The sequence below is a fragment of the Ferrovibrio sp. genome (genome assembly GCF_025869515.1).
Taxonomy (GTDB): Bacteria; Pseudomonadota; Alphaproteobacteria; order Ferrovibrionales; family Ferrovibrionaceae; genus Ferrovibrio.
The window spans coordinates 13,331-37,686 of sequence record NZ_JAOZVR010000086.1 but is presented as its reverse complement, the minus strand read 5'-3'; the positions used below and the strand labels follow the sequence as shown (position 1 = coordinate 37,686).

The following is a 24,356-nucleotide window of genomic DNA, read 5'->3' as shown; positions in this document are numbered from 1 at the left end:
CTCCGGTTTGTTTTGCAAATTGCCCGCCGGTCTTGTGCCGGCTGGGGTTGACGTGGATTTCAGACGATCAGCCGGCCTCCCCTGCCGCCGCTTCGATGGCGCGGGCAGCGCGCTGAACCAGTTCGATGTTGCGCTGAAGCGCCGGCTTCATGCGGTGAATCGGGCCGACCAGGCTGATGCCGCAGGTTTCGCCGCCAACCGCGACCGACACCGCCACCGACATAACGTCGGAGACGGTTTCGCCGACATTGGAGAACCAGCCGCGTTTCAGCGATTTCTCGATATCGGCATCCAGCTCGCGTTTGGTGGTGAGCGTGGCCGGCGTATGCCTGGTCATGCTCATTTCGCCGTAGAGCGCATGGCGCTCGGCCAGCGGCAGCTGCGCCATGATCGCCTTGCCGATCGAATTGGAATACATCTCGCGCACTTCGCCGATCTGGGCGCTGTAGCGGATACGATGCGGCGATTCCAGCACGTCGAGATAAACCACATGCGTGCCGCGGCGCTTGGCGAAAACAATCGTCTCGCCCGAATCATCGCGCAGCGCCTGAAGCAGCGGCGAGACGCGGGCCGCAATCGGATCGTTCGCGGCGATGACACGCGCCAGTTCGAGAATGCGCTTGGTGGGATACAGGCCCCCACGCGGCTTCACCGAATAGAGATAGCCGCGGTTCTCGATGGTGCGCAGCAGATTGAAACAGCTGGAGACCGGGATATCCATTTCACGCGAGAGTTCCGACAGCGTCGCCGGCCGCTTGAGCGTGGCGAAGACTTCGAAGAGATCAATGACGCGGCCGGCAGTTTTCACATCCATGAAAACACATTACTAGAGTATGAAAAATGAGTCAAGCCCTCGGCAGCTCTGCCGAATGGGCATAAGAGATGCGCCGACGCTGCAGATGCAGCAAGCCGACTGCTGCAATGCAACAGAATTGAAGTTGTCTTCGCAGAGAAGAATGCTGTGCGGTGCATGCTGTATTCAGCGTCCGCCACCGGCTGCGCAACGATGCCATGACATAGCGGCGCAGACGCGCCATCTTTTTTTCGATACCGGATAACCATGCCCGTCACGGTCAGCGTCGTGGCCAGGCGAAACCTTTGCGACATCAGGCTTCATGCCTGATCAATGCCACGATCAATGGCTCATGGATTTTTCAGGGCTCGACCGCATTGCCAAGACGCATGTGCAAGCCGGCCGTCTGGAGTCATTGCGCTGCCCGAGGTCAGACCGGACCCACCGGTATACGCACTGAGCCGGCTTAACCGTCGCATGCAACGGAAACCAGAGCCGCCATGGACGCCCTGGCGGAAACTCTTAACAGCCTGCCCGGAGGCGAGCGCTCAGCCTGGAATTTAATTGCGATGGGATTTGCGTGAATATCGAAAAGTCCCACACGGCTAAAACCGAGAGGCCGGATTTTCGACTAAGTCATTGAGAAAATGGTGCGCTCGAAGAGATTCGAACTCCTGACCCCCAGATTCGTAGTCTGGTGCTCTATCCAGCTGAGCTACGAGCGCACACTCGCGGTACCGCGACGGGGGCGGAACCTACTCAATTCACCGGGACCGCGCAAGGGCCATGACCGGAATACTGCCCTGCCGTGCAAGCCTCGGATTCTACTAGCAGATGATGCTTGCGGGCGGGTATGGCGACCCCTAGAATAACTGGGTCTGCAGAAGGCCTGCCGAAGCGGTTGTCCGCTTGGCCAGCCGCTGCGACGGGGGGCCTCCAGGCCAGCAGATCAGAGTTCATAACAATTAACGCGAGACCGCGCGGCATGGCACATCCAGTTCGTAATCCGGCGTATCGGCGCCGAATTCTGGCTTCAGCAAGCACGATTTCTCTCGCTTTGCTGCTGTCCGGCTGTTCCTACGTCAGCGATGAACTTTGGCCATCCCTGACCGCGGCCGACCCGGTCGGCACCGAGCCGGTGCTGCGACAGCAGATTCCGCCATCGGCGGCTGAAGCCAATCCGCAGCCGACCCTGAGCCAGCCGGCCTTGGGCAGCACCAATTTCGTCGTTCCGGGCGTGACCCAGGCCCAGTCGACCGGTACTTTTGTCGGTCAGAAGGTGCAGCAGATGCGCGGCGAGCTGTCGCAGCTGCAGCAGCAGGTCACCCAGCGGAACCAGCAGCTGCAGGCGATTCGCGCCGGCGCCACCCAGAATTCCCAGCGCTATCACGGCACGGTTGCCGCGGTATCGACCCGCCTGCAGATGGGCACCACGCCGGGTAACCCGATCCTGGTCAGCCAGTGGACCCAGGCCCAGACCGATCTCGACCGCATGGCGGCCGATGTGGGCAACCTGAGCAACCTGGCCAACCAGGTGGCCGCCGATTCCGCGATGTCGACCTATCTGCTGCAGTCGATCAAGTCGACCTACAGCTTGTCGGGCGCCATCGACGAGGACCATCGCCAGCTTTCCGTGCTTGAGGATGAAACCTCGAAGACAGTGGTACTGATCGACCGCCTGCTGGGCGAGCTGAGCTCCGATGTCGCCCGCCAGACCAATTACATCGGTGCCGAACGCACCAACCTGACCACGCTCTCGGCTGCCATCAAGCAGGGCGAACTGCTCGGTCCGGGCCTGGGCAACCGCGCCAACTTCTATGCCGGCGCGCAGCAGTTCGCGGCCGCCGATGCCGCTGCGGCGCCGTTCGCTGCCGATGGCCGCGTGCCGCTGGTGGTTATCCGTTTCGACCGCGCCGATGTGCCCTACCAGCAGGCGCTGTACAATGCCGTGTCGCAGGCACTGGCCCGCAAGCCCAACGCCGTGTTCGATGTTGTGGCTGTTGCCGCCGGCGGCACCCAGGCGCAGACCGCCAGCAACCAGAACCAGGCGCGCCGCAATGCCGATCGCGTGCTGCGCTCGCTGGCCGATATGGGCCTGCCGGCCAGCCGTGTGAATGTCTCGGCCGCCAGCACCGGCCAGACGGCGACCAACGAAGTTCAGGTCTTCGTTCGCTGAGGCGAACAATCCTTCAGAGAATAAAAAAAGCCCGGCTTAGAGCCGGGCTTTTTCTTTGTCGGCAATATTGCCCTACTGCCAGGAAACCGCTGTCAGGTCATTGACGAAGATCGGGGCATTGGCCCAGAAACCGGTCAGGCCCGGCTTGTACACACCCAGTCGCGGCAGGTTGTACAGGTAGACATTGACCGCATCGTCGGCCAGCAGGCGCTGCAGATCCTGCAGGGCCTTGGTGCGCTCGGCCTTGTCGAGCGTCGAATTGGCCCTGGCAATCAGATCACGGGCCTTCTGGCTGTCATACTGGAAGTAATATTCCGACTCGGCATATTTCACGAAGTCGTTCGGCTCGACATGGCTGATCACCGTCAGATCGAAATTCTTGTTCTTGAAGGTGCCGTCCAGCCACTGCGCCCATTCGACATTCTCGATCTTGGCGTTGATGCCGACCTGGCTCAACATCGCCTGCACCACCTCGCCAATCTGACGTGCATAAGGCGGCGGCGGCAGACGCAGCGTCACTTCGAGATTGCTGACACCCGCTTCCTTCAGCAGTGCCTTGGCCTTGGCGGGGTCATAGGGATACTGCTTGGTCAGATCGACATAGGCCGGGTCGTGCGGCGGAAAATGGCTGCCAATCGGCTTGCCATAGCCTGCAGCGGCGGCTTCGATCACCGCCTCGCGATCAATGGCGTAGGTCAGGGCGCGCCGCACGCGTACATCGTCGAACGGCTTGCGCTTGTTGTTGATGATCACCATGGTTTCGCCTTCGGTCGAGCCGACGGTGGTCTTGAAACGCTTGTCCTTCTCGAACTCGCGGAAATTCTCACCCGTAATGCCGACCGGGATGGCATCGACATCGCCGGCCCGCATGGCCGCCACCATGGCACCCTGGTCACTGATGAAACGAATCTTAACCGTCTTGATCTTCACGGCACCCGGATTGCGGTAGGTATCCGCAGCGGCCAGGGTGACGGAATCGCCCTTCACCCAGTTCTCCAGCTTGTAGGGACCGGTGCCGACCGGCTTGGTGGCGTTGCCGTCGCTCGATTCCGGTGCCGTGATCACCGCCGTGTTCTCGCCGAGGCTGAACAGGAAAGTTGGGTCGGTGTTTTTCAGCGTAATCGCCACCGTGAGCGGATCCGGCGTGGCGATGGCGGCGATATTGGTGAACACCGCCTTGCGCTTGTTGGTGCTCTTCTCGCCGGCATATTTCTCGAAGGCGAATTTCACGTCGGCTGAATCGAAGGTCGTGCCGTCATTGAACTTCACGCCCGGCTTCAGCTTGAAGGTGAAGCTCTTCATGTCTGGCGAGATCGTCCAGCTGTCAGCCAGCAGCGGCTGTACCTGGCCATTCTCGACGATCTTGGTCAGCCCCTCGAAGATATTGTAATGCGTCACTTCGCCGATGGCGGCGGCCGGCGCAATGGTAGGATCAAGGCCGGGCGGTTCCAGGGTCATCGCCAGAACCAGCGAATCCTTCTTGGCCTGCGCCGATGCAGGACCGGCCGCGAGCGAAGCCGCGGTCATCCCCATTGCGACAGCAAATACTTTCCAGCCCTGCATGATTCCCTCCATCAGAATTTCCCCGCCGCCGCCATGACGTTGCAGGCAGACTCGAGCTGCCCCAACGGTTCGGCGGCCCAGACACCGCGCGCCACCGCACGGGCGACGCAATCGGCGGCTATGCTGCCGACCCGGGCGATCAGCCAGGACCGGTCAGCGGCTCCTTCCGTATCCTGCCATGTCGCCGTGGCCAGGGCAAAGAGCGTATCACCGTCGAAGGGCGTGTGAACCGGACGGACAGCCCGCGCCAGGCCGTCATGCGCCATGATGGAAACCTGTCGCAAGGCGGCCTTGTCGAGCGGGGCATTGGTGGCGACGATGCCGATGCAGGTATGGCTGCCGGCCACCGGGCGGGCGATACGGGCTTCGGCAGCGATGCCCAGGTCGACGGCGGCGGCGGCAAAAGGCAGGCCACCGAATTCGCCGTTCTGCTCCCAGGGCGCGGCCCAGAAGCTGCGGTTGCCCGGGGTCAGCACGCTGCCGACGGCATTGACCGCCACCATCGCGGCGATCACCAGCCCGTCATCTTCAACCCAGGATGCGCTGCCCAGGCCGCCCTTGATCTGGCCCGCCATGGCGCCAAAGCCGGCGCCGGCATTGCCGAGCGGAAAAGCGCCAGTCGTCGCGGTATCGCAGGCCCGGCGGCCCAGCAGGCGATACGGCGGCTCGGCGCCCCAGTCCTTGTCGCCGCCATTGTGCAGATCGAACAGGATGGCTGCCGGCACGATCGGCACCACATGCCCGCGCACCTCCACGCCGCGCCGGCGCTCGGCCAGCCAGTGCATGGCGCCCGAGGCCGCGTCCAGCCCGAAAGCAGATCCGCCGGACAGGCAAACCGCATCCACGGCCTGGACACTGGCCTCCGGCCGCAGCAGGTCGGTTTCCCGCGTGCCGGAGCCGCCACCGCGTACATCGACAGCACAGGCCGCCCGACTGGCCGGCAGGACGATGCTGACGCCCGAACGCAAACGCTCATCGGCCGCATGGCCGACCGCAAGCCCCGGCACATCGGTCAACAGGTTGAGCAGACCGGGTGCTCCCATCGGATCAGAGATTCTCCATCTTGGGTCCCTGGCTGAGCGGATAACCATAGACCTTGTCGAGCGGTACGGCTGCCGGATCGACGGCATGGGCCGCCAGCTTGCCGCCCATGCAGGCGCCCTCGAAACTGCCGACATTGAGACCGGTATAAATCCAGTCGCCGGCGATCACCAGGTTGGCAAAGCCGGACTCCCAGGCTTTCAGGCGATGCTTGGTGCTGCCAGGCGGCGAAGTGACATAGCGTTCGGTCGGATCGATATTCGGCTTCCAGAACTGCTGCTCCAAACGCGCCACCCCCACGGTGGCGGCATCGTTCTGCAGGCAGACCAGCTGCGAGAAATCGAAGCCGATCATGTCGCCTGGCGGATTGACGGCGTTGGTCACCGATTTGGGCAGCAGCGCACCCATGCAGGCCTGCAGATACTGCTGGGCCTGATACTTCACACGGGCATATTCGCGCTTGGGATAGTCATGATCGCTGAAGGGCGGCTGCAAACCGTATTGCGGTGTCGCGCCAGAGAAATACAGCAGCGACTGCGGTGTCTGCTGGGCTGGCCAGGTTTCCATCGGGATCAGATCGGTGAAATCCGCCACGCCGTCGATCGGATTGACGAAGGTGGCGCCAATCAGGCGGTCGTAATTCTTGTACTCGAACGGCAGGCCCATATCCTTGAGCGTGCGGTTCATCCAGATCTGCAGGGTCTGGGTCTGCACTGTCTTGATCGCTTCAACCATCGGCGGCCATTTGGGATTGGCCTGCATCAGCTGCGGCGCCAGGATCGGCAGCGCGCCGATCGAGATGGCGCAGATGACCGTATCAAAGCCTTCACCGGCCCTGAGGCGCTTTTCCGCCACCGGCTTCCACGGTGTCCAGTAGGATTCAAGATCGACTCCGGCCGCCTGCATCGCCTCGCCTTCGACCAGCTGGTCGTAATGCGGGCGATCCGGCCAGACCGGCAGCGTCTTGCCGCCGAATTTCGCCAGCGGCAGGTCGACCAGAGGGTCGTAACCCCGGGCACCATCCTTCACCGTGGCCTGGACATCGAAGACGATCTCGCCCACGCCCTGCGTGCCAGTGGTAATTTCACGCACCTTGTGGAACAGCTCGAATTTCACGCCCAGCCGCTTGAGCAGCAAATAGAGCGGCGCCACCACGGTATCGCCGGTGCCGGCGGCAAACAGCCAGCCGAACGAACCGAGATAGGCGAATTCGCGCAGCGTCCAGTGCAGATAGGCGCCGGCCGCCATGGCCGGCGGCCGCGTCGTGTCGCCATCGGGATACTGGTAGGACAGGTTCGGCGTGTTCAGGCTGAGCGGCGAGGAAATCGTCAGCATCGAGCCGCCATGGCGGGCGAACCAGTCGGAAAAATTCTCGTCGTCGAGCTGATCGAATCCCTTGTTGATCACATCATCCTTGATGATGCCGCGGATCATGGTGAGGAAGTAATCCAGCGTGATGTAGAGATGGCGCAGAGCGTCGTTTTTCTCGACCAGCGCCTCGACATGCTTCTTGAACCACAGCCAGAAATCATCGATCGCCTTGAGCAACGGCCCGCCCTCGCCAGCCGCGATCTTGTCGGCTTCGGCGGCAAGTTTGTTGAACAGCCCGCGCGCCAACGTGAATTCCAGGAAAGTGGATGGCACCGTACCGGCGGCATGATCCAGCCGCTTGCCGAGGAATTCCACCAATGCCTTGATCCAGTGCTGCAGCGTCGGCAGCGATTCCGGCTCCCAGGGCTTCAGATCGTTACGCGGCATCGAAAGCGGCCAGTTGATCCAGCGATAGTCGCGGAACTCCCAGCACAGGATGGAGTCAACCGGATAAAATGCCTGCTCGAAAGTAGCCAGCGGCATGTCTTTCGGCCGGTCGAGCAGCCGGTACACCTCCGTCATCATGGATAGCGTATTGTAATATGAACCCAGGAAACCGTGGATGCCGTGTTCCTCGATGCGGTTGCCAAAGTCGGGGTTGCGACCGGTGGCGCATTTGCCGCCCAGGCGCCAGCCGATCGAATAGACGGTGATCTCGTAGCGCTCGGCAGCCCCGGGCTGCGACGCCAGGCAGAACGCGCTGGTCAAGGCAGAGACACCGCCGCCCAGAATGGCAATCTTCTTCTTCACCGGTTCAGACATCGCCCGCCACCCCCATTTTATTATAGGCCGCCTGCATCCTGCGGCAGTTGTGTGTCTATTTGATGCCCACCTGCGGTATTGCTCAAGCCTTCAGGTACACAAAATAGCGGTCAGACGGAATTGGCACCGGCACCGGCTGCAACAGCAGGTCGGGATGTGTCAGCTTCTGGTCGCTGAGCAGCAGCGCGCCGCGTCCCAGCAGAGGCGGCAGCCAGCCGCTCATCTGGGTCACCTGACGGGCGTTCGCTTCCGGATCACCCAAGCCTACATCGCTATGCACCAGTACCGCGGCACCGGGATGCCGCGCGGCGAAAGCCTGCAGGCTGTCCCCGAACTCCCCCAGCACCAGACGACCGGCCGGCGGAATCGAGAGCGGATTGGCATTGTTGGCGCGATCGAAAGCATAAATCCGGTCGGCCCCGAGCCCAGCCCGCAAATGGTCGTAGGTGCGGCCGTTGCCGAGTCCAACCTCCAGGATCAGGCCTTCGCGCCCGGCGACCCAGCCGATCGCCCAGTTCAGCAATTCGCGCTGTGCCGACAGGCGGGCGATGAAACTGTCCAGCCGGCTCATACCTGAAATTCCATGCCTGCGGTCAGGCCTTCACTTTGGCGGACAGTTCGCGCAGATCAGCAGTGGTGCGATCCAGGCGTTGCGCCAGAACGCGCATGATCTCGATGGCGATCTGCGGGAAATCGGCGATCAGGCGGAAAAACAGGTCTTTTTCGATCCGCAGTACGGTCGTTTCCAGGGTTGCCGTCACCGTCGCCGTGCGGGGCACGTCGCACAGGATGGCAATTTCGCCGACGAAATCATTCTGCCGCAGATGCGCCACCTTGAGCGGACCGGTTGGCGTATTGACCACCACATCGGCTTCGCCGCCGATGATCACGAAAGCCGCGTCACCGGGATCGCCCTGGTGAAACAGCACGTCGCCGGGCTTGTAGGTCAGGCGCTGACTGGTGAAGGCCAGTAGTTTCAGCTTTGACGGTTCGATCTTGGCAAAGAGCGGGATCCGGCGCAGCAGTTCGACTTCTTCAATCAGACTCATGACCAGTTCTCCATCGACAGCACGGCTCAGGCCGGTGCCAGCATCTGCTTGAAACGGGCGCTTTTCTCGCACAATTCGGCATAGGGACCGGTGTGCGTGACACGTCCATTCTCGACCACCACAACGATATCAAAACTCTCACAGTCCGATGCGCGCTGCAGCGACCAGATCAGGCCGGCATCCTTGCGCAATTCAGAAATCGCCTTGATCGCCGCGGCATGGCTGCGCGGATCGAGCGCCGCCGTTGCTTCCGAAAGCATCACCCAGTCCGGCCGTTTCACCAGAGCGCGGGCGATGGCAAGCTTCTGGCGTTGCGCCGCATTCAGGCGCGCCCCCGCAATACCGACCTCGAACTGCAGGCCAACCGCGATGATCGGCTCGCGCAGCTGCAACTGTTCGACGACATCGGCCATCACGCGGCCGATCTTTTCCTGCGCCTGCGCCTGCCCGTAGGCGACACGACCAAACAGGATATTGTCGACGATGCTGGAGGAAACGGTGAAATGCTCCGGATCGAAAAAGGCAATGGTGCCCTTGCGATCTTCCGGCAGCGTCTCGGCGAATATCTTGCGGGCCTTGAGAATAGCCTCCCGCTCGGCATCGTTGAAATGGCCAAGACGATGGCGCGCCAGCACCAGTTTGAATGGCAACGACATCAGGCGAACGCGATCCGCTTCCGGCAACTGCTCCAGCGTTTCCGGCTTGGCCCGCATCAGCAGGTCCTTGTAATCCGGCAGGTCATCAGACGAGATGAAACTGAACTGCTGGAAGAACTCATGCTCCGGCGGCAGATCGGCGAACAGTTCGACCATGGTGTCCGCAACTTCATAGCCGATCTCCAGAAAGCGCCGGCGCAGGCCGACTTCATCCAGCACGCGTAACATATGCGGATCGCGGGCCAGATTATCTTCCTGATAAACGCCGTTGCGCGCCGTGCCGAACATCAGGTTTTCGGCAACCGTGGCATTACTGTTGTAGAGCGCCGGATTCCAGCTTTCGACCAGATCGGCAAGGGCGCCACTGGTCAGCTTTTCACGAAATGCCCGGCGCGCAGCCAGCACACGTTCTGCCACATCGGGTTTGGCCCTCGGGTCAAGCGAGCCGCGCATGCCGATCTGATAGACATCCTCATCGAAACCCGCGGCCTTCAAGGACAAGATGGCAACCGTCACAAGATCATCCGGCCCGGTCGCGCCCGCCGCCGCGTAGTCGGTCCAGTCGGCATCGGTGTCATACGGCGAATTGCCCGATGCCTGCGCTTCGACAATTTCACGCTCGTAGCGTGTTTGCAGCGATTCTTCCATCTCCCGCTTCGTCATCGGACGATGCCGCAACCCCATGAACAGGTTGTCACCCAACGTTGTATTGAAGATATAGCTGGCCGAGCCGACATAGGCGAGGCGACGGCCGGTCACGGTTTCAGGCAGTTCGGAAAGATTGCGCTCGTTGATCGTGATGCGGCCGCGCGTGGGGTCATGCAGTCGCGCCAACAGCTGCAGCAACTCGTCGCGTCCATTATCGCCCACGACAGCGACCCGGGCCGGCCAGGGCAGCGACAAACTGAGGTTTTCGAGGATCGGCTGGTCCTGATCATCATGCATGACCAATCCCGAGACCGAGATCGGCCCGGTCAGCGAAACCGGCTGCTCGGGTTCGGAATTCTGGTCGGTCGGGTCGCGCATGCCGTCGATCACGAACTGGCTTACCACCTGCTCGTACTTCTGCTTTACATCCTCACGCTGCTGGTAATGATTCAGCAGCTCCTTCCAGGGGGAGGCCATTTCCTTATGCGCGTTCACCGCCGCAACGACGGTACCGACATCCATCTGGCCGCGGATCGTCAGGTAGCCCCCGATGGCGTAGAAGAAGAACGGTCCCAGCTGCTGGATAAAGTTGTTGAGAAATTTCACCATGAATTTGCGCTGGTAAATCTCTACGCGAATCCAGTAACTGATGCTCAGGCGGTTAGTGAATTCGGCCAGCATGCGATTTGACACGTCATGCGTGTGCAGCTCGGTGACACCGCTGATGCTTTCGCCGATACGGTCGGACAGCCGACGCTGGTTCTTGATCCGCTCGCGGCCAAGCGCACGCACCTTGGCCTGCATCCTCGGCACGAAATAGAACTGAATCGGATAGAGCGCGACAGCCGCCAGCGCCATCAGCGGGTTCTGCAGCAGCAGGAAGCCGAAGATCACCAGCAGCATGCCACCCTGGAAGATCGGCAGCGCAAAGCTTTCGCCGATGAACCCGCCGACCGGTTCGACCTCGGCGATCACCATCGGGATGATTTCGCCCTGGCTGGTGCGCCGGAAGGTCGGCAGCGGGAAGCGCAGGATATGGGCGTAAAGCTCGTAGCGCAGGCGGCGCAGCATGCGTTCGCCGGCGACGCCCTGAAAGTAATTAATGGCGTATTTGAAACCCTGCTGGATCAGCACCAGGAACAGAAAGACGCCACACAGCCAGAACAGGTAGGTGGTGCGATCCATCTGCCACAGGCCCAGACCGAACAGATCGACCGGGAAGGCAATATCTTTACCTTCGATGCCCTGGTTGACGATCGATTTCGGAATACTGAGATAATAATAGTAGGGAACAAATGAAACGATCGATAGCAGGGTGATGATAACCTGCTGCTTCAGACTGTATTTTAGGATGAAGCTATAGAGATTCTTTTCCACGATACGCCCCCAGTCCCCGTATAACCTTAACCGATGGAGGCCGCCCAGCCAATTGCCAGCCGGACCCGGCTGTGCCCGGGATCACTATTTATGTCAGGGGCTTGTCAGAACCAGGGCTTGGCCTGGGCCGGGGGGCTATGCCATAGTCCCGGCCAGTTTGAATCCCAGTACGCTCCCGATTGCTCCCGGTGAGGGAACCAGCATGGTATCGCGCAGTGACGGCACGCGTGTGCTGATATACAGCCACGACACATTTGGACTCGGCCATCTGCGCCGTTGCCGCACCATTGCGCATGCCCTGGTCGAGCGGCATCAGGACATGTCGGTCCTGATCATGTCAGGTTCGCCGATCATCGGCAGTTTCGATTTCCGCAGCCGGGTCGATTTCGTCCGCGTGCCCGGCGTCATCAAGCTGCGCGACGGTCAGTACACGTCACTGAACCTGCCGATGGATATCGAGGAGACCCTGAAGATCAGGGCTGAGATCATCCAGCATACTGCCCGGGTTTTCGACCCCGATATCTTAATCGTCGACAAGGAACCGCTCGGCCTGCGCGGCGAGGTTCTGCCGACAATGAAGATGCTGAAGGAACGCGGCACCCGGATCGTGCTCGGTCTGCGCGACGTGATGGACGAACCCAGCGCCCTGGCACCCGAATGGGAACGCAAGAATGTCATGCCGGCGCTTAAGAACCTGTATGACCAGATCTGGGTCTATGGCCTGCCGCAATTCTGCGACCCGCTCGAAGGCATCACCCTGCCGGATCGGGTCCGCCGGAAGGTCGTCTATACCGGATACCTGCCGCGCACCTCGGGCGAGCCATCGCCGGAACATCAGCTGCCTGAGATCACCCAGCGGCCGTTCCTGTTGGTGACACCGGGCGGCGGCGGCGACGGTGAAGGCCTGATCGACTGGGTTCTGCGCGCCTATGAAAGCACGGAGATGCTGCCCTATCCGGCGCTGATCGTGCTTGGCCCCTTCATGCAGAAAGAACGCCGCGGCGAATTCCTCGCCCGCGTTGCCCGCCTGCCGCGCGTGGAAGCCATCACGTTCGATGCCCATATGGAGCATCTGGTGCAGAATGCCGTCGGCGTGCTGGCCATGGGCGGCTACAATACCTTCTGCGAGATACTGTCGCTCGACAAGCGCGCCATCATCGTGCCGCGCAAGCGCCCGCGGATGGAGCAGTTCATCCGCGCCAGCCGCGCCCAGGAACTTGGCCTGATCCGCATGCTGGAAGATGACGGCCAGTACGATCCCACGGTCATGGCCAACGCCCTGCGCAATCTGCCGCGCCAGCCGCTGCCCTCGCAGATCGTAATTCCGGGGCTGCTCGAAGGCCTCGATAACGTCGACCGCCTGGTCCAGCCCTGGCTTCGCCCACGCGCGGAACCTGCGGGCAATGTGGTCGAATTGCGGGGCTGACCCGCCGCTATCTCCCGCGTATGCCAGAGTCACCCCCGTCTCCCGTTGCTTTTGTCCTGAAAGGCTATCCACGCCTGTCGGAGACCTTTATCGCGCAGGAGATCGCCGCGCTTGAAGCGCGCGGACTGGATATCCTGATCGTGTCGCTGCGCCATCCCACCGACAAAAAGCGCCATGCCCTGCACGACCAGATCCGGGCGCCGCTCCTGTATCTGCCAGAATACCTGCATCAGGAGCCGCTGCGCGTGCTGCGTGGCTGGTGGCAGGCCCGCCGGCTGCCGGGATATCGTCGCGCGCTGCAACTCTGGTGGCGAGATTTCAAGCGCGACCGTTCGAGCAACCGCATTCGCCGTTTCGGCCAGGCGATGGTACTTGCCGCTGAATTGCCTGAGCGCTACCGCCACCTGCATGCCCATTTCATCCACACGCCCGGCTCGGTGGCACGCTACACGGCGCAGATTCTGCAATGCCCCTGGACGGCCTCGGCCCATGCGCGCGACATCTGGATCACACCGGACTGGGAAAAGCGCGAAAAGCTGGCCGACTGCCGATGGGCCGTCACCTGCACGGCACATAACCGCACACATCTCTCGGCGCTCAGCAATCCGGAGCGGGTTACGCTGGTTTATCACGGACTCGACTTCACCCGTTTTCCCGAACCGCCGACCTGGCGCCCGCGCCGCGATGGCCGCGACGCCCAGGATCCGGTACGGCTGCTCTCGGTCGGCCGCGCCGTGGAGAAGAAGGGTTACGATATTCTGCTGCAGGCCCTCGCCCGTCTGCCTGCCGATCTTTACTGGCATTTCACCCATATCGGCGGCGGCCCGCTGTTGGAAAACCTCAAGACGCAAGCCGCTGAACTGCGCATTGCCGACCGCATCACCTGGCTGGGTTCGGCGGCGCAGGATGCCGTGATCGAGGCTTATCGCACCGCCGATATTTTTGCGCTGGCCAGCCGGCGCGACCGCGATGGCGATATGGATGGCCTGCCCAATGTGCTGATGGAAGCGCAGAGCCAGGCCCTTCCCTGCGTCGCCACCACCATCTCGGCCATTCCCGAACTGATCTTGGATGGTGAAACCGGCCTGCTCGTACCGAGCGAGGATACCAGAGGGCTGACCGTCGCGCTCAATCATCTGATTGTCGATCCCGCCTTGCGCAGCCGTCTGGGCATGGCGGCGGCAATCCGCGTCCGCCAGGATTTCGGCATGGCCGGCGGTATCGCCGAACTGGCGCGGCGTTTCGGCCTGGCAGCCTGAAGGGGCGCGGTTATGCGGATCGGCTTCTATGCACCGCTCAAACCGCCTGACCATCCGGCACCATCCGGCGATCGTCGTGTCGCGCGGCTGTTTATCGACGCGCTACGCGGCCTTGGCCATGAGATTGTGCTGCTGTCTGATCTGCGCAGCTATAACCGCGACGGCGATGCAGCCCGGGAAGCAGCAACAGCCGATGCTGCGGCAGCAGAGGTCGACATGCTAGCCGCGGCCTGGCGGCGCGATCCGGACATGAAACCAGACCTGCTGTTCACCTATCACGTCTATCATAAGGCCGCCGACTATATCGGCCCGGCGCTCAAACAGCGTTTCGGCCTTCCCTATGTGATCGCAGAAGCCTCGGATTCACCGCGCCGGCGCGAAGGCGCCTGGGCTGCCGGCTATGCACAGGCCGCCCGCGCCCTGGCCGCGGCCGACAGGCTGCTCGCCATCACCAGGCACGACCTGCCCGCGCTGGTGGCCTGTGCCGACGCGATCAGGGCACAGTATTTCGCCCCCTTCATCGATCCCACACCCTTCACGGCGGCCGTCGCACAGCGCGACCGGTATCGCGCCGCACTGCGCGACCGCTTCGGCCTGCCTGCAGATCGGCCCTGGCTGCTCGCCGTGGGCATGATGCGCAGCGGTGACAAGCTGGCCTCGTTTCAGCGTCTCGCCGAAACCCTGCCGCTGGCCAGCGATGCCAACTGGCATTGTATTGTGGCGGGTGATGGTCCGGAGCGTCATGCGGTGGAGATCGCCTTTGCGGCACTACAGGGCCGCATCACTCTGACCGGGCAGCTGGATACGGAAACCCTCGCCATGCTGTATGCCGCCAGCGACCTGTATATCTGGCCGGCTGTCAACGAAGCCTATGGCATGGCGTTGCTGGAGGCGCAGGCCGCCGGCCTTCCGGTCCTCTCGGTGCATACCCGTGGCGTCCCCGATATCGTGGCCCATGGCGAGACCGGCTGGCTGACACCCGATGACAGCCCGGCAAAGTTGGCCGCAGCCCTGCGCAGCCTGCTGGCAGAGACAGACCTGCGACACCGCATGGCAGCTGCTGCCCCGCCGCATGTGGCGCAGACCCTGTCGATGAACGCCGCGCAGACGCGCCTGCAGGCGATCTTTGCCGATCTGGGCCTGCCGGCATGACCCGCCATCTGGTTCTGCTGCGTCACGGGCCGACAGACTGGAATGCCGAGGGCCGCCTGCAGGGCCGCGCGGATATCGCACTTTCCCAGGCTGGCCGAACGGCACTCGCAGGGCAGGCGGTTCCCGCCGCCTACCGCCGCAGGGACTGGTATGTCAGCCCGCTGCAGCGGGCCAGGGAAACCGCAACCCTGCTGGGCTTGCAGCCTGTTGCCGAGCCAGCCCTGATCGAGATGGATTGGGGCCAGTATGAAGGTCACACACTGGCTGAACTGCGCGATCGGTATGGTGCCGCCTTTACGACCAATGAGGATCGCGGCCTCGATCTGCAGCCGCCCGGGGGCGAAAGCCCGCGCCAGGTCCAGCAGCGTCTGCTGCCCTGGCTGCGCAGTCTGCCGGCCGATTCCGGTGCCGTTACCCATAAGGGCGTTATCCGTGCGATTCTGGCACTGGCCTTAGATTGGCCGATGCTCGGCCGTGCACCGGTGAAGCTCGACTGGCGCTGCCTGCAGGAATTTAGCATAACCGTAGATGGCCATCCCAGTCTGGTGGCTGCCAATATCCCGCTGGAGTGACAATGGCCGCCCCGCGCGTCCTGATCTATGTGCAGCATCTGCTTGGCGTTGGACATCTGCATCGCGCAGCCTCCATCGCACGGGCACTGCTGCGCGAGGGCTGCATTCCCATGCTGGTGTCCGGTGGACTGCACGATCCCACCCTCCACGGCATCGAAGGCATCCCTTTCGTGCAATTGCCGCCGGCCCGGGCCCGGGATGCCACCTTCAAGATCCTGCTTGATGCAAATGGTGAGGTGGCAACGGAGGGATGGAAGGCGGCGCGGAGCGCCATCCTGCAAAAGGTGGTCACCGATTTTGCACCGGAAGCCGTTCTGACCGAGCTCTTTCCGTTTGGCCGGCGGCAGATGCGCTTCGAGCTGTTGCCGCTGCTCGACATGCTGCATAAATCCGAGCGGCGCCCACTGATATTCTGCTCGGTGCGCGACATCCTGGTCGATCGCGGCAAACCGCAGCACGACATCGACTCCATCGGATGGCTGCAGACTTATTTCGATGGCGCACTGGTCCATGGCGATCCGACGGTCGTGACATTCGAGCACACATTCCCGCTTGCCGAACGCATTCGCGACAAGCTGTTCTATACGGGCTACATCGCTGAACAGCACGCCATCCCCGAAACCGCAGCCGGCGCCGGTGAAGTGCTGGTATCAGCCGGCGGTGGCGCCGTTGGCATGGCCCTGTTCGACGCCGCCCTTGCCGCCCGCCCGCTGTCGACCGCACATTCCGCGCCATGGCGCCTGCTGGTCAGCCCCCAGGAAGACCCTGCCGCCATTGCAGCGTTGCGCGAGCGGGCTGCGTCCGGCGTGATCATCGAACCAGTGCGACCCGATTTCCCGGGCATGCTGCGGCACTGCCTGCTGTCGATCAGCAAGGCCGGCTATAACACGATGATGGAAACCCTGGGCAGCGGCGCCCGTGCCGTCGTGGTGCCCTTTGTCGGTGGCAACGAAACCGAACAGGCCCTGCGGGCTGCCCTTCTGGCCAGGCGCGGGCTGCTCCATATGCTGCCCGAGCCGGAAATGACGCCCCAAAGCCTCGCCGACGTCATTGATCGCGCGCTGGCCGCCCCCAGGCCGGATCCGCATGCCATCCGGCTGGATGGCGCCGAGGAGACAGCCCGCTATGTGCGGGCACAGATCGAGGCCAGACGACGGTGACGACAGCGTGGCGGGACCTGGTCGGAGAGCTCGATCTCTGGGCCTCGGCGGGCCGCACCGCCTGTTTCTGGTGGCGCGATGACGATGCTGTGGCAACCACGCCTGCCCTCGACCGCCTGCTGGCTTTGCACCGCCGCAGCGGCGTGCCGTTGGCCCTGGCAATCATCCCCGCCCGGATTGAGGACAGCCTCATCGCCAGCCTGCACCGGCAGCCCAATATTGCTGCACTGCAGCATGGCTATGCTCATCACAACCACGCCACCCCGGCAGAGAAAAAATCCGAATTCCCGGCGGGTCGCCCGCTGGCTCACAGGCTGGCGGATATGCGGGCCGGTCAGGTCCTGATGCACCAGCATTTCGGTGATCGATTGCTGCCGGTCTTCGTGCCACCATGGAACCGCCTGGCGCCGGATTGTCTGCCTGAAATGACGGCCCTCGGCTATGGTGCGGTCTCCGCCTTCCAGGCCCGCAGCGGATACTGGGCTGCACCGGGCCTGGCCTGGCTCAACACCCATATCGATCCCATTGACTGGCATGGCGCGGACAATCATGCGGCCGCAAGACGCAGCCTGGCCGCTGTCTGCGCGCATTTAAGCGCCATGCGCGAGAAAAAACAGGCGCTGGAGCCTCTGGGCCTGCTGACCCATCACCTGCGCCATGACGAGACGATCTGGGCCTTCACGGCCGAGTTCCTGACAACGACCCTGCATCATCCCGCCGTGCGCTGGCTCGATGCCCGGGCAGCCCTTCACGTGGGTGCAGCCGGCGCCACCGGTCCGGCGCCACCGGCTGTCATGCCGGCGTCATGACCCGGCTGTATTACCCCCTCTCCCGTCTCTGGCCGGACTACCTGCGGGCGGTGGCCGGCCTTGTTATCTGCCTGGGACTAGTGTTGTTCACCGCCCTTCAATCTGTCATTTTTGCCCTGCTGGTGGGTCTAAGCCTGTTATTTGCTTGGCTCGGCGCCATGACCTTATGGCGCCAGCAGGTCGGGATCGAACTCGACGCGTCCGGAGTGGTCCGGCGCAATCTCTGGTGCGAGCGCCTGGGATTGGGCCGGTGGGGATTGGGAAGGGCTGTGGCGTTGCGATGGCTCAAGGTCAGGGCGGTTGATCTGCGCTATTATTCAACTCGTCGCGACCGTAGCGAGGGATGGCTGCAGCTGACGATTGAGGCCGAGGGGGGAACTTTGCGGGTGGACAGCAATTTGATTGGTTTTCCGTCTCTGGTCGAAATGGCCTTTGCCGCGGCCGAGCGAAATGGCGTTGCCATCGGCGAAACCTCCCGCCTGAATGCCGGTCGTGTGCGTGCCATCCAGGGAAACCAGCCGTGAATGCTCCGGAGCTGAATCGCAACGTGCTCGAGGTCAAAGACCTGCAGGTTCATTTCGACCTGCCGGAGGGCCTGATCCGTGCGGTGAACGGCATCAGCTTCAACATCCCACAGGGCGGTACCGTGGCGCTGGTGGGTGAGTCAGGCTCCGGCAAGTCCGTCGTCAGTCAGGCGATCATGGGCATCCTGCCGCGCCCGGCGCGCATCGCCGGCGGCGAAGTCCTGTTCCACGATCCGCAACAGCCGGGCCAGACCACCAATATCGCAGCCCTGCCGCGCGGCGGCAGTGCCATGCGGCAGCTTCAAGGCGGTCGCATCTCGATCATCTTCCAGGAGCCGATGACTTCGCTCAGTCCGCTCCACACCATCGGCGACCAGATCACCGAAGCCCTGCGGCTGCATCGCAACGCCGATGAAGACGAGGCCCGTGCGCTGACCCTGGAGATGCTCCGCCTGGTTGGCTTCCCCGATCCGCAACGGGCGCTCCGCACCTATGCCTTCGAACTCTCAGGCGGCCTGCGGCAACGTGCCATGATCGCGATGGCGCTGGTCTGCCGGCCCGCCCTGCTGGTGGCCGATGAACCGACAACGGCGCTCGACGTCACCATCCAGGCGCAAATTCTGAAGCTGCTGAAAGACCTGCAGGCCGAGCTCGGCATGGCCATCCTGATGATCACTCACGACCTCGGCGTGGTGGCCAATATGGCTGACGAGATCGTTGTGATGTATCACGGCCAGGCGATGGAACGTGGTGGCCTGCAGGATATCTTCGGCAATCCGCAGCATCCCTATCTGAAAGCCCTGCTGCATGCCGTGCCGCGCTTCAACATGAAGCCGGGCGAGCGGCTGGTGCCCCTGCGCGAGATCAAGGGCGAGATCGGTGCGCTGCTGCGCAGCAGCAAGACCAATGACATGAGCAAATGCGGCGAGACGCTGCTCGAAGTCGAACATGTCAGCAAAAGCTTTAACCTGCGCAAAGGCGGCTTGTTCAATACCGCCAAAGCCACATCGGTCATCGCGGTCGACGATATCAGCTTCACGGTCCAGCGTGGCGAATGCCTCGGCCTAGTCGGCGAATCCGGCTGCGGCAAAACCACTGCCAGCAAGCTGATCCTGCGCGCACTCAAGCCCGACAGCGGCAATATCCGCTTCAATGGCGTCGATGTGCTCAAGCTGGAAGACGACGATCTGTTCCGCTACCGGCGTCAGGTGCAGTTCATCTTCCAGGATCCCTTCTCGTCGCTCAATCCACGTATGACCGTGTTCGATATCGTCTCCGAACCGCTGGTGATTCATGGCATTGGCGACGAGGATGAACGCTTCGAGCGGGTCAAGGAGCTGATGACGCTGGTCGGTCTTGATCCGCGCTTCCTGCGCCGCTATCCGCATTCATTCTCTGGCGGCCAGCGTCAGCGTATCGGCATCGCCCGCGCCCTGGCGCTGCAGCCAGATTTGCTGATCTGCGACGAGCCGGTATCGGCACTGGACGTATCGATCCAGGCGCAGATCCTGAACCTGCTGAAGGACCTGAAGGCCGAGTTGGGCCTCACCTACCTGTTCATTTCGCACAATCTGGCTGTGGTCGACTATATCGCCGACCGTATCGCCGTGATGTGCGCCGGCCGGCTGGTGGAACTCGCACCGCGCGAGCAGCTGTTCAGCAACCCGGTGCACCCCTATACCAAGGCATTGCTGTCTGCTGTGCCCAAACCGGATCCGAACAGCCGCCTCGACCTGCATTTGCTGATGGAAGGCAAAGCGTCGAAACCCGCGGCCTGGCCGCATCCCTTTACCATCGATGGCACGGCACGGCCACGCATGATCGATGTCGGCAATGGCCATCTTGTTCGCGCTGATGCCAGCGCCGATTTCCGGGATCTCGTAGCATGAAGACGCCGCTCACTTTCACGCCCGCCCTCGTTGCCGCCTTGTTCGGCATCGCCGTGGCCTGCACCAGCGCACAGGCGCAATTGCCCGACCTGCAGGAAACCCCGATGCTGGAAGCCGAGGTGAGCGCCGGCAAACTGCCGCCGCTCGCGCAGCGCCTGCCAGAACAGCCGCTCATCATGACTCTGAAATCGCCGCGCGAGCCGGGCCGGCATGGCGGCGACCTACGCAGCATGATCAGCCGTGCCCGTGAAACCCGCCTGCTCAACGTCATCAGCTATACCCGGCTGATCGTCTATAACGAGCAATATGAATACGTCCCCGATCTGCTCGAGAAATTCGAGGTTGAAGACGAACGGGTCTACACCTTCCACCTGCGCAAGGGACACCGCTGGTCAGACGGCCATCCCTTTACCGCGGAAGATTTCCGTTACTACTGGGAAGACGTCGCCAACAACAAGGAACTCAGCCCGGCCGGACCGATGCAGGACCTGCTGGTTGACGGCGAGAAGCCGAAGGTGGAAATCCTCAACGAAACCACCGTGCGCTACAGCTGGTCCAAGCGTAATCCGGCTTTCCTGCCACGCATTGCCGGCACCTCGGCCTTCAACCTGTATCGACCGGCGCATTACCTGAAGCAGTTCCACGCCCGCTATACCGACCCACAGAAACTCGCGGCGATGGCCGCTGCGGAGAAACGGGTGAACTGGGCCGCGCTGCACAGCCGGGTCGACAACATGGTAGAGGGTGACAACCCCGACCTGCCGCTGCTCGACCCCTGGATCATCACAACCAAGCCGCCGGCCGTGCGTTTCGTCGCCGTGCGCAATCCGTATTTCCATCGCATCGACACCAATGGCCGCCAGCTGCCCTATCTCGACCGCATCATCTTCACCCAGGCGGATGGCAAATTGATTCCGGCAAAGGCCGGTGCCGGCGAAGCCGACATGCAGTTCCGCAGCATCAATTTCAGCAACTTCACCTTCCTGAAGGAAAACGAGAAGCGCGCCGGCTACAAGACGCTGCTGTGGCGCACCGCCAAGGGCTCGCATCTGGCGCTGTATCCGAATCTGAACTGCAACGACCAGACCTGGCGCAAACTGATGCGGGACTCGCGTTTCCGCCACGCGCTCTCGCTCGGCATCGACCGCCAGGCCATCAATGAATCGCTGTTCTTTGGGCTGGCGATTGAATCAAACAACACGGTGATGCCCGACAGCCCGCTGTTCAAACAGGAATACCAGACCACCAATGCGCAGCTGGATGTCGCCACGGCCAATCGCCTGCTCGACCAGATGGGCCTCACCAAGCGCGACGGCAACGGTATCCGCCTGCTGCCGGATGGCCGTCCGGCGGAAATCATCGTGGAGACCGCTGGCGAGGATACCGAGCAGACCGACGTGCTGGAGCTGATCGGTGAGAACTGGGCAAAGATCGGCATCAAACTGTTCTCCAAGCCAAGCCAGCGCGATGTGGTGCGCAACCGCATCTTCTCCGGCGAAGCTGTGATGTCTGTCTGGTCCGGGCTGGAAAACGGCCTGCCGACCGCGGATATGAAACCCAATGAACTGGCGCCGACCTCGCAATACGGCCTGCAATGGCCGAAATGGGGCCAGTGGTTCGAGACCGCGCATCAGTCCGGCGAGCCGATCGATATGCCGGTGGTGCAGGAATTGTTCGATCTGTATCACGCCTGGCTCGAGACCGGCGACAAGGCCGAACGCGCCCGGATCTGGCATCGCATGCTGACCATCCACGCCGAGCAGACCTTCACAATTGGCATCGTGACCGGCGTGTTCCAGCCGATCGTAGCCAGCAAGAAGCTGCATAACATCCCGAAGGAAGGCGTGTTCAACTGGGATCCGGGCGCCTTCATCGGCCTCTACCGCCCCGAAACCTTCTGGTTCGGCCAATAAGTGCACCCAACATGCTGATGTATCTCGCGCGCCGTACGTTGTTGATGATCCCGACGCTGCTGATCATCAGCCTGTTGATTTTCCTGATCATCAAACTGCCGCCCGGCGACTATCTGACCAATCAGATAGCTGAACTGCGCGCTCAGGGCGAAACCAATGCCATGGAGCGTGCGGAATTCCTGCGCACCCAGTATGCGCTGGATCGCTCGATCCTGGAGCAGTATGCAATCTGGATGGGCTTCATTCCCGGCCCGAACGGTTTTTCCGGCCTGCTGCAGGGCGACTGGGGCTGGTCGTTTGAATACAACCGCCCGGTGGGCGAACTTATCGGCGACCGCCTGCTGATGACGGCGGTGATCAATTTCTTCACCATCCTGTTCATCTATATCGTCGCCTTCCCGATTGGCGTCTATTCGGCGACACGGCAATATTCCTGGGGCGATTACGGCTTCACCCTGTTCGGCTATATCGGCCTGGCCACGCCGAATTTCCTGCTGGCGCTGGTGATGCTGTATTATGCCAATATCTGGTTCGGCGTCAGTATCGGCGGCCTTGTCGACCCCGAGTTGATCGACGCGCCCTGGGGCTGGGAGAAAATCCAGTCCATGATGATCCACATGATCGTGCCGGTGATCGTGATCGGCACATCGGGCACTGCATCGATGATCCGTCGCCTGCGCGCCAACCTGCTGGATGAATTGCAGAAGCAGTATGTCACCACGGCCCGTGCCAAGGGCCTGCCGCCCCTGCGGCTGCTGATCAAGTATCCGATCCGCATGGCACTCAACCCTTTCATTGCCGATATCGGCAACCTGCTGCCTTCGGTGGTCTCCGGTTCGGTGATCGTCTCGGTGGTGATGAGCCTGCCGACGGCCGGACCGATGCTGCTGGGCGCCCTGCAATCGCTCGACCAGTATCTGGCCGGCTCCTTCCTGATGTTCCTGGCCCTGCTGACCGTGGTCGGCATGCTGATCTCCGACGTGCTGCTGGCCCTGCTCGATCCGCGTATACGCCTGACCGGCGGGCAGGCCAAATAGCATGCAAGACGATAAAACCATGAAGCCGGCCAGCCCCGAGCACTGGGTCAACCCCACGCCTTTCGATCCCTATTCGATCGAAAAGATGACGGCGGATCAGGAGCAATATTATCGCGCTTCACAGTGGCGGATGATGTGGTGGAAATTCCGCCGGCATAAGCTTGGTCTGTGGAGCGGCATCATCCTGCTGCTGATCTATGCCTCCACGCTGTTTTCGGAATTTATCGCGCCCTACAACCTGCAGACCCGCAATCCGCGCGGCATCTATGCCCCACCGCATGCCATACACCTGTTCCATGAGGGGGAATTCGTCGGTCCCTTCGTCTACGGGATGCGCTTCCGCATGAATACCGAGACCCTGAAGCGCGAATACGCACCCGATCTGACCAAGGTGCATAAACTGCGGTTCTTCTGCCAGGGCGACGCCTACGAGTATTTCAATCTCGTTCCGATGCGCTTTCACTTTGTCTGCCCGGCCGAAGGCGGCGACTTCTATCTGCTCGGCACCGACCGGCTCGGCCGCGACATCTTCTCGCGCGTCGTCTACGGCACGCGCATCTCGCTCACCGTTGGCCTGATCGGCATTGCCATCAGCTTCCTGATCGGCATCGTGCTGGGCGGCATCTCGGGCTATTACGGCGGCTGGATCGACAGCCTGATCCAACGCATGATCGAGTTGATCCGCAGCCTGCCGGAATTGCCATTATGGATGGCGCTGTCGGCCGCTCTGCCCGTCACCTGGTCGCCGATCCTGGTCTATTTCGGCATTACCATCATCCTCGGCCTGCTCGACTGGCCGGGACTTGCGCGCGCGGTGCGCTCCAAGCTTCTGGCGCTGCGCGAAGAGGATTTCGCCACGGCGGCCCAGCTGATGGGCGCCTCGCCAAGCCGCATCATCGGGCGCCACCTGCTGCCCAGTTTCATGAGCCATCTGATCGCCTCGGCCACGCTGTCGATCCCGTCGATGATCCTGGGCGAGACCGCGCTGTCCTTCCTCGGCCTCGGCCTGCGACCGCCGATCACGTCCTGGGGCGTTCTGCTCAACGAAGCGCAGAATATCAATGTCGTGGCGCTGTATCCCTGGCTGATGGCTCCGGCCATCCCGGTGATCGTGGTGGTGCTGGCATTCAACTTCTTCGGCGATGGCCTGCGCGATGCGGCCGATCCCTATCGCTGAAC

At 62.2% G+C, this 24,356-nt stretch carries 19 protein-coding genes and 1 tRNA gene; 12 read left to right on the top strand and 8 right to left on the bottom strand.

All coding sequences use genetic code 11. From position 1 onward, the window contains the following. Positions 1-67: 67 nt before the first annotated feature. Entirely contained in the window at positions 68-814 is a 747-nt protein-coding gene (locus OJJ21_RS14000) for an IclR family transcriptional regulator (RefSeq protein ID WP_297687195.1), read from the bottom strand. A 627-nt stretch (positions 815-1,441) separates the two neighbouring features. After that, positions 1,442-1,518, bottom strand: a tRNA-Arg gene (locus tag OJJ21_RS13995). Between the two features lie 332 nt (positions 1,519-1,850). On the opposite strand from OJJ21_RS13995, the gene OJJ21_RS13990 reads away from it, so the two are divergent. After that, a complete protein-coding gene (locus OJJ21_RS13990; RefSeq protein WP_297687194.1) occupies positions 1,851-2,969 on the top strand; it encodes a hypothetical protein in 1,119 nt (372 codons plus the stop codon). Positions 2,970-3,041: 72 nt separating this feature from the next. Here OJJ21_RS13990 and OJJ21_RS13985 read toward each other — a convergent pair whose 3' ends face one another. The 6 genes from OJJ21_RS13985 to OJJ21_RS13960 form a co-directional block, all read right to left on the bottom strand. Next, positions 3,042-4,532 (bottom strand): ABC transporter substrate-binding protein, encoded by a 1,491-nt coding sequence (locus OJJ21_RS13985; protein WP_297687193.1) that lies wholly within the window; start codon positions 4,530-4,532, stop codon positions 3,042-3,044. Positions 4,533-4,543: 11 nt separating this feature from the next. Beyond that, a complete protein-coding gene (locus tag OJJ21_RS13980) occupies positions 4,544-5,575 on the bottom strand; it encodes a P1 family peptidase (RefSeq protein ID WP_297687192.1) in 1,032 nt (343 codons plus the stop codon). A 4-nt stretch (positions 5,576-5,579) separates the two neighbouring features. Further along, positions 5,580-7,706 carry an NAD(P)-binding protein gene (locus tag OJJ21_RS13975; RefSeq protein ID WP_297687191.1) on the bottom strand — a complete coding sequence of 709 codons (2,127 nt, stop codon included), beginning with the start codon at positions 7,704-7,706 and terminating at the stop codon, positions 5,580-5,582. Positions 7,707-7,788: 82 nt separating this feature from the next. Continuing rightward, complete coding sequence (locus tag OJJ21_RS13970; protein WP_297687190.1) at positions 7,789-8,277, bottom strand: class I SAM-dependent methyltransferase; 489 nt, start codon at positions 8,275-8,277, stop codon at positions 7,789-7,791. A gap of 22 nt (positions 8,278-8,299) precedes the next feature. Beyond that, entirely contained in the window at positions 8,300-8,755 is a 456-nt protein-coding gene (locus OJJ21_RS13965; protein ID WP_297687189.1) for a Crp/Fnr family transcriptional regulator, read from the bottom strand. A gap of 26 nt (positions 8,756-8,781) precedes the next feature. Next, a complete protein-coding gene (locus tag OJJ21_RS13960) occupies positions 8,782-11,436 on the bottom strand; it encodes an ABC transporter ATP-binding protein (RefSeq protein ID WP_297687188.1) in 2,655 nt (884 codons plus the stop codon). Between the two features lie 202 nt (positions 11,437-11,638). On the opposite strand from OJJ21_RS13960, the gene OJJ21_RS13955 reads away from it, so the two are divergent. From OJJ21_RS13955 to OJJ21_RS13905, 11 genes are read left to right on the top strand one after another with little or no spacing between them, the layout of a single operon-like run. Next, complete coding sequence (locus OJJ21_RS13955) at positions 11,639-12,862, top strand: glycosyltransferase (RefSeq protein WP_297687187.1); 1,224 nt, start codon at positions 11,639-11,641, stop codon at positions 12,860-12,862. 20 nt (positions 12,863-12,882) lie between these two features. Next, on the top strand, positions 12,883-14,121 hold the full coding sequence (locus OJJ21_RS13950; RefSeq protein ID WP_297687186.1) for a glycosyltransferase: 1,239 nt from the start codon (positions 12,883-12,885) through the stop codon (positions 14,119-14,121). Positions 14,122-14,133: 12 nt separating this feature from the next. After that, on the top strand, positions 14,134-15,273 hold the full coding sequence (locus OJJ21_RS13945; protein ID WP_297687185.1) for a glycosyltransferase family 4 protein: 1,140 nt from the start codon (positions 14,134-14,136) through the stop codon (positions 15,271-15,273). After that, positions 15,270-15,845 carry a histidine phosphatase family protein gene (locus OJJ21_RS13940; RefSeq protein ID WP_297687184.1) on the top strand — a complete coding sequence of 192 codons (576 nt, stop codon included), beginning with the start codon at positions 15,270-15,272 and terminating at the stop codon, positions 15,843-15,845. The genes OJJ21_RS13945 and OJJ21_RS13940 overlap by 4 nt, the downstream gene beginning before the upstream one ends. Positions 15,846-15,847: 2 nt before the next feature. Beyond that, positions 15,848-17,005 (top strand): glycosyltransferase, encoded by a 1,158-nt coding sequence (locus OJJ21_RS13935; RefSeq protein WP_297687183.1) that lies wholly within the window; start codon positions 15,848-15,850, stop codon positions 17,003-17,005. Beyond that, entirely contained in the window at positions 17,002-17,814 is an 813-nt protein-coding gene (locus OJJ21_RS13930; RefSeq protein ID WP_297687182.1) for a polysaccharide deacetylase family protein, read from the top strand. Before OJJ21_RS13935 ends, OJJ21_RS13930 begins: the two co-directional genes overlap by 4 nt. Next, the gene (locus OJJ21_RS13925) at positions 17,811-18,338 is read left to right on the top strand and encodes a hypothetical protein (RefSeq protein WP_297687181.1); all 528 of its coding nucleotides are present in this window, start codon (positions 17,811-17,813) and stop codon (positions 18,336-18,338) included. Before OJJ21_RS13930 ends, OJJ21_RS13925 begins: the two co-directional genes overlap by 4 nt. After that, positions 18,335-20,227: an ABC transporter ATP-binding protein gene (locus tag OJJ21_RS13920; RefSeq protein WP_297687180.1), complete on the top strand. Its 1,893-nt coding sequence runs from the start codon at positions 18,335-18,337 to the stop codon at positions 20,225-20,227. Before OJJ21_RS13925 ends, OJJ21_RS13920 begins: the two co-directional genes overlap by 4 nt. Continuing rightward, positions 20,224-22,140, top strand: coding sequence for an ABC transporter substrate-binding protein (locus OJJ21_RS13915; protein ID WP_297687179.1), 1,917 nt, complete (start codon positions 20,224-20,226; stop codon positions 22,138-22,140). Before OJJ21_RS13920 ends, OJJ21_RS13915 begins: the two co-directional genes overlap by 4 nt. Before the next feature lie 11 nt (positions 22,141-22,151). Continuing rightward, complete coding sequence (locus OJJ21_RS13910) at positions 22,152-23,177, top strand: ABC transporter permease (protein WP_297687178.1); 1,026 nt, start codon at positions 22,152-22,154, stop codon at positions 23,175-23,177. Position 23,178: 1 nt separating this feature from the next. Beyond that, positions 23,179-24,354, top strand: coding sequence for an ABC transporter permease (locus OJJ21_RS13905; protein ID WP_297687177.1), 1,176 nt, complete (start codon positions 23,179-23,181; stop codon positions 24,352-24,354). Positions 24,355-24,356: the final 2 nt, after the last annotated feature.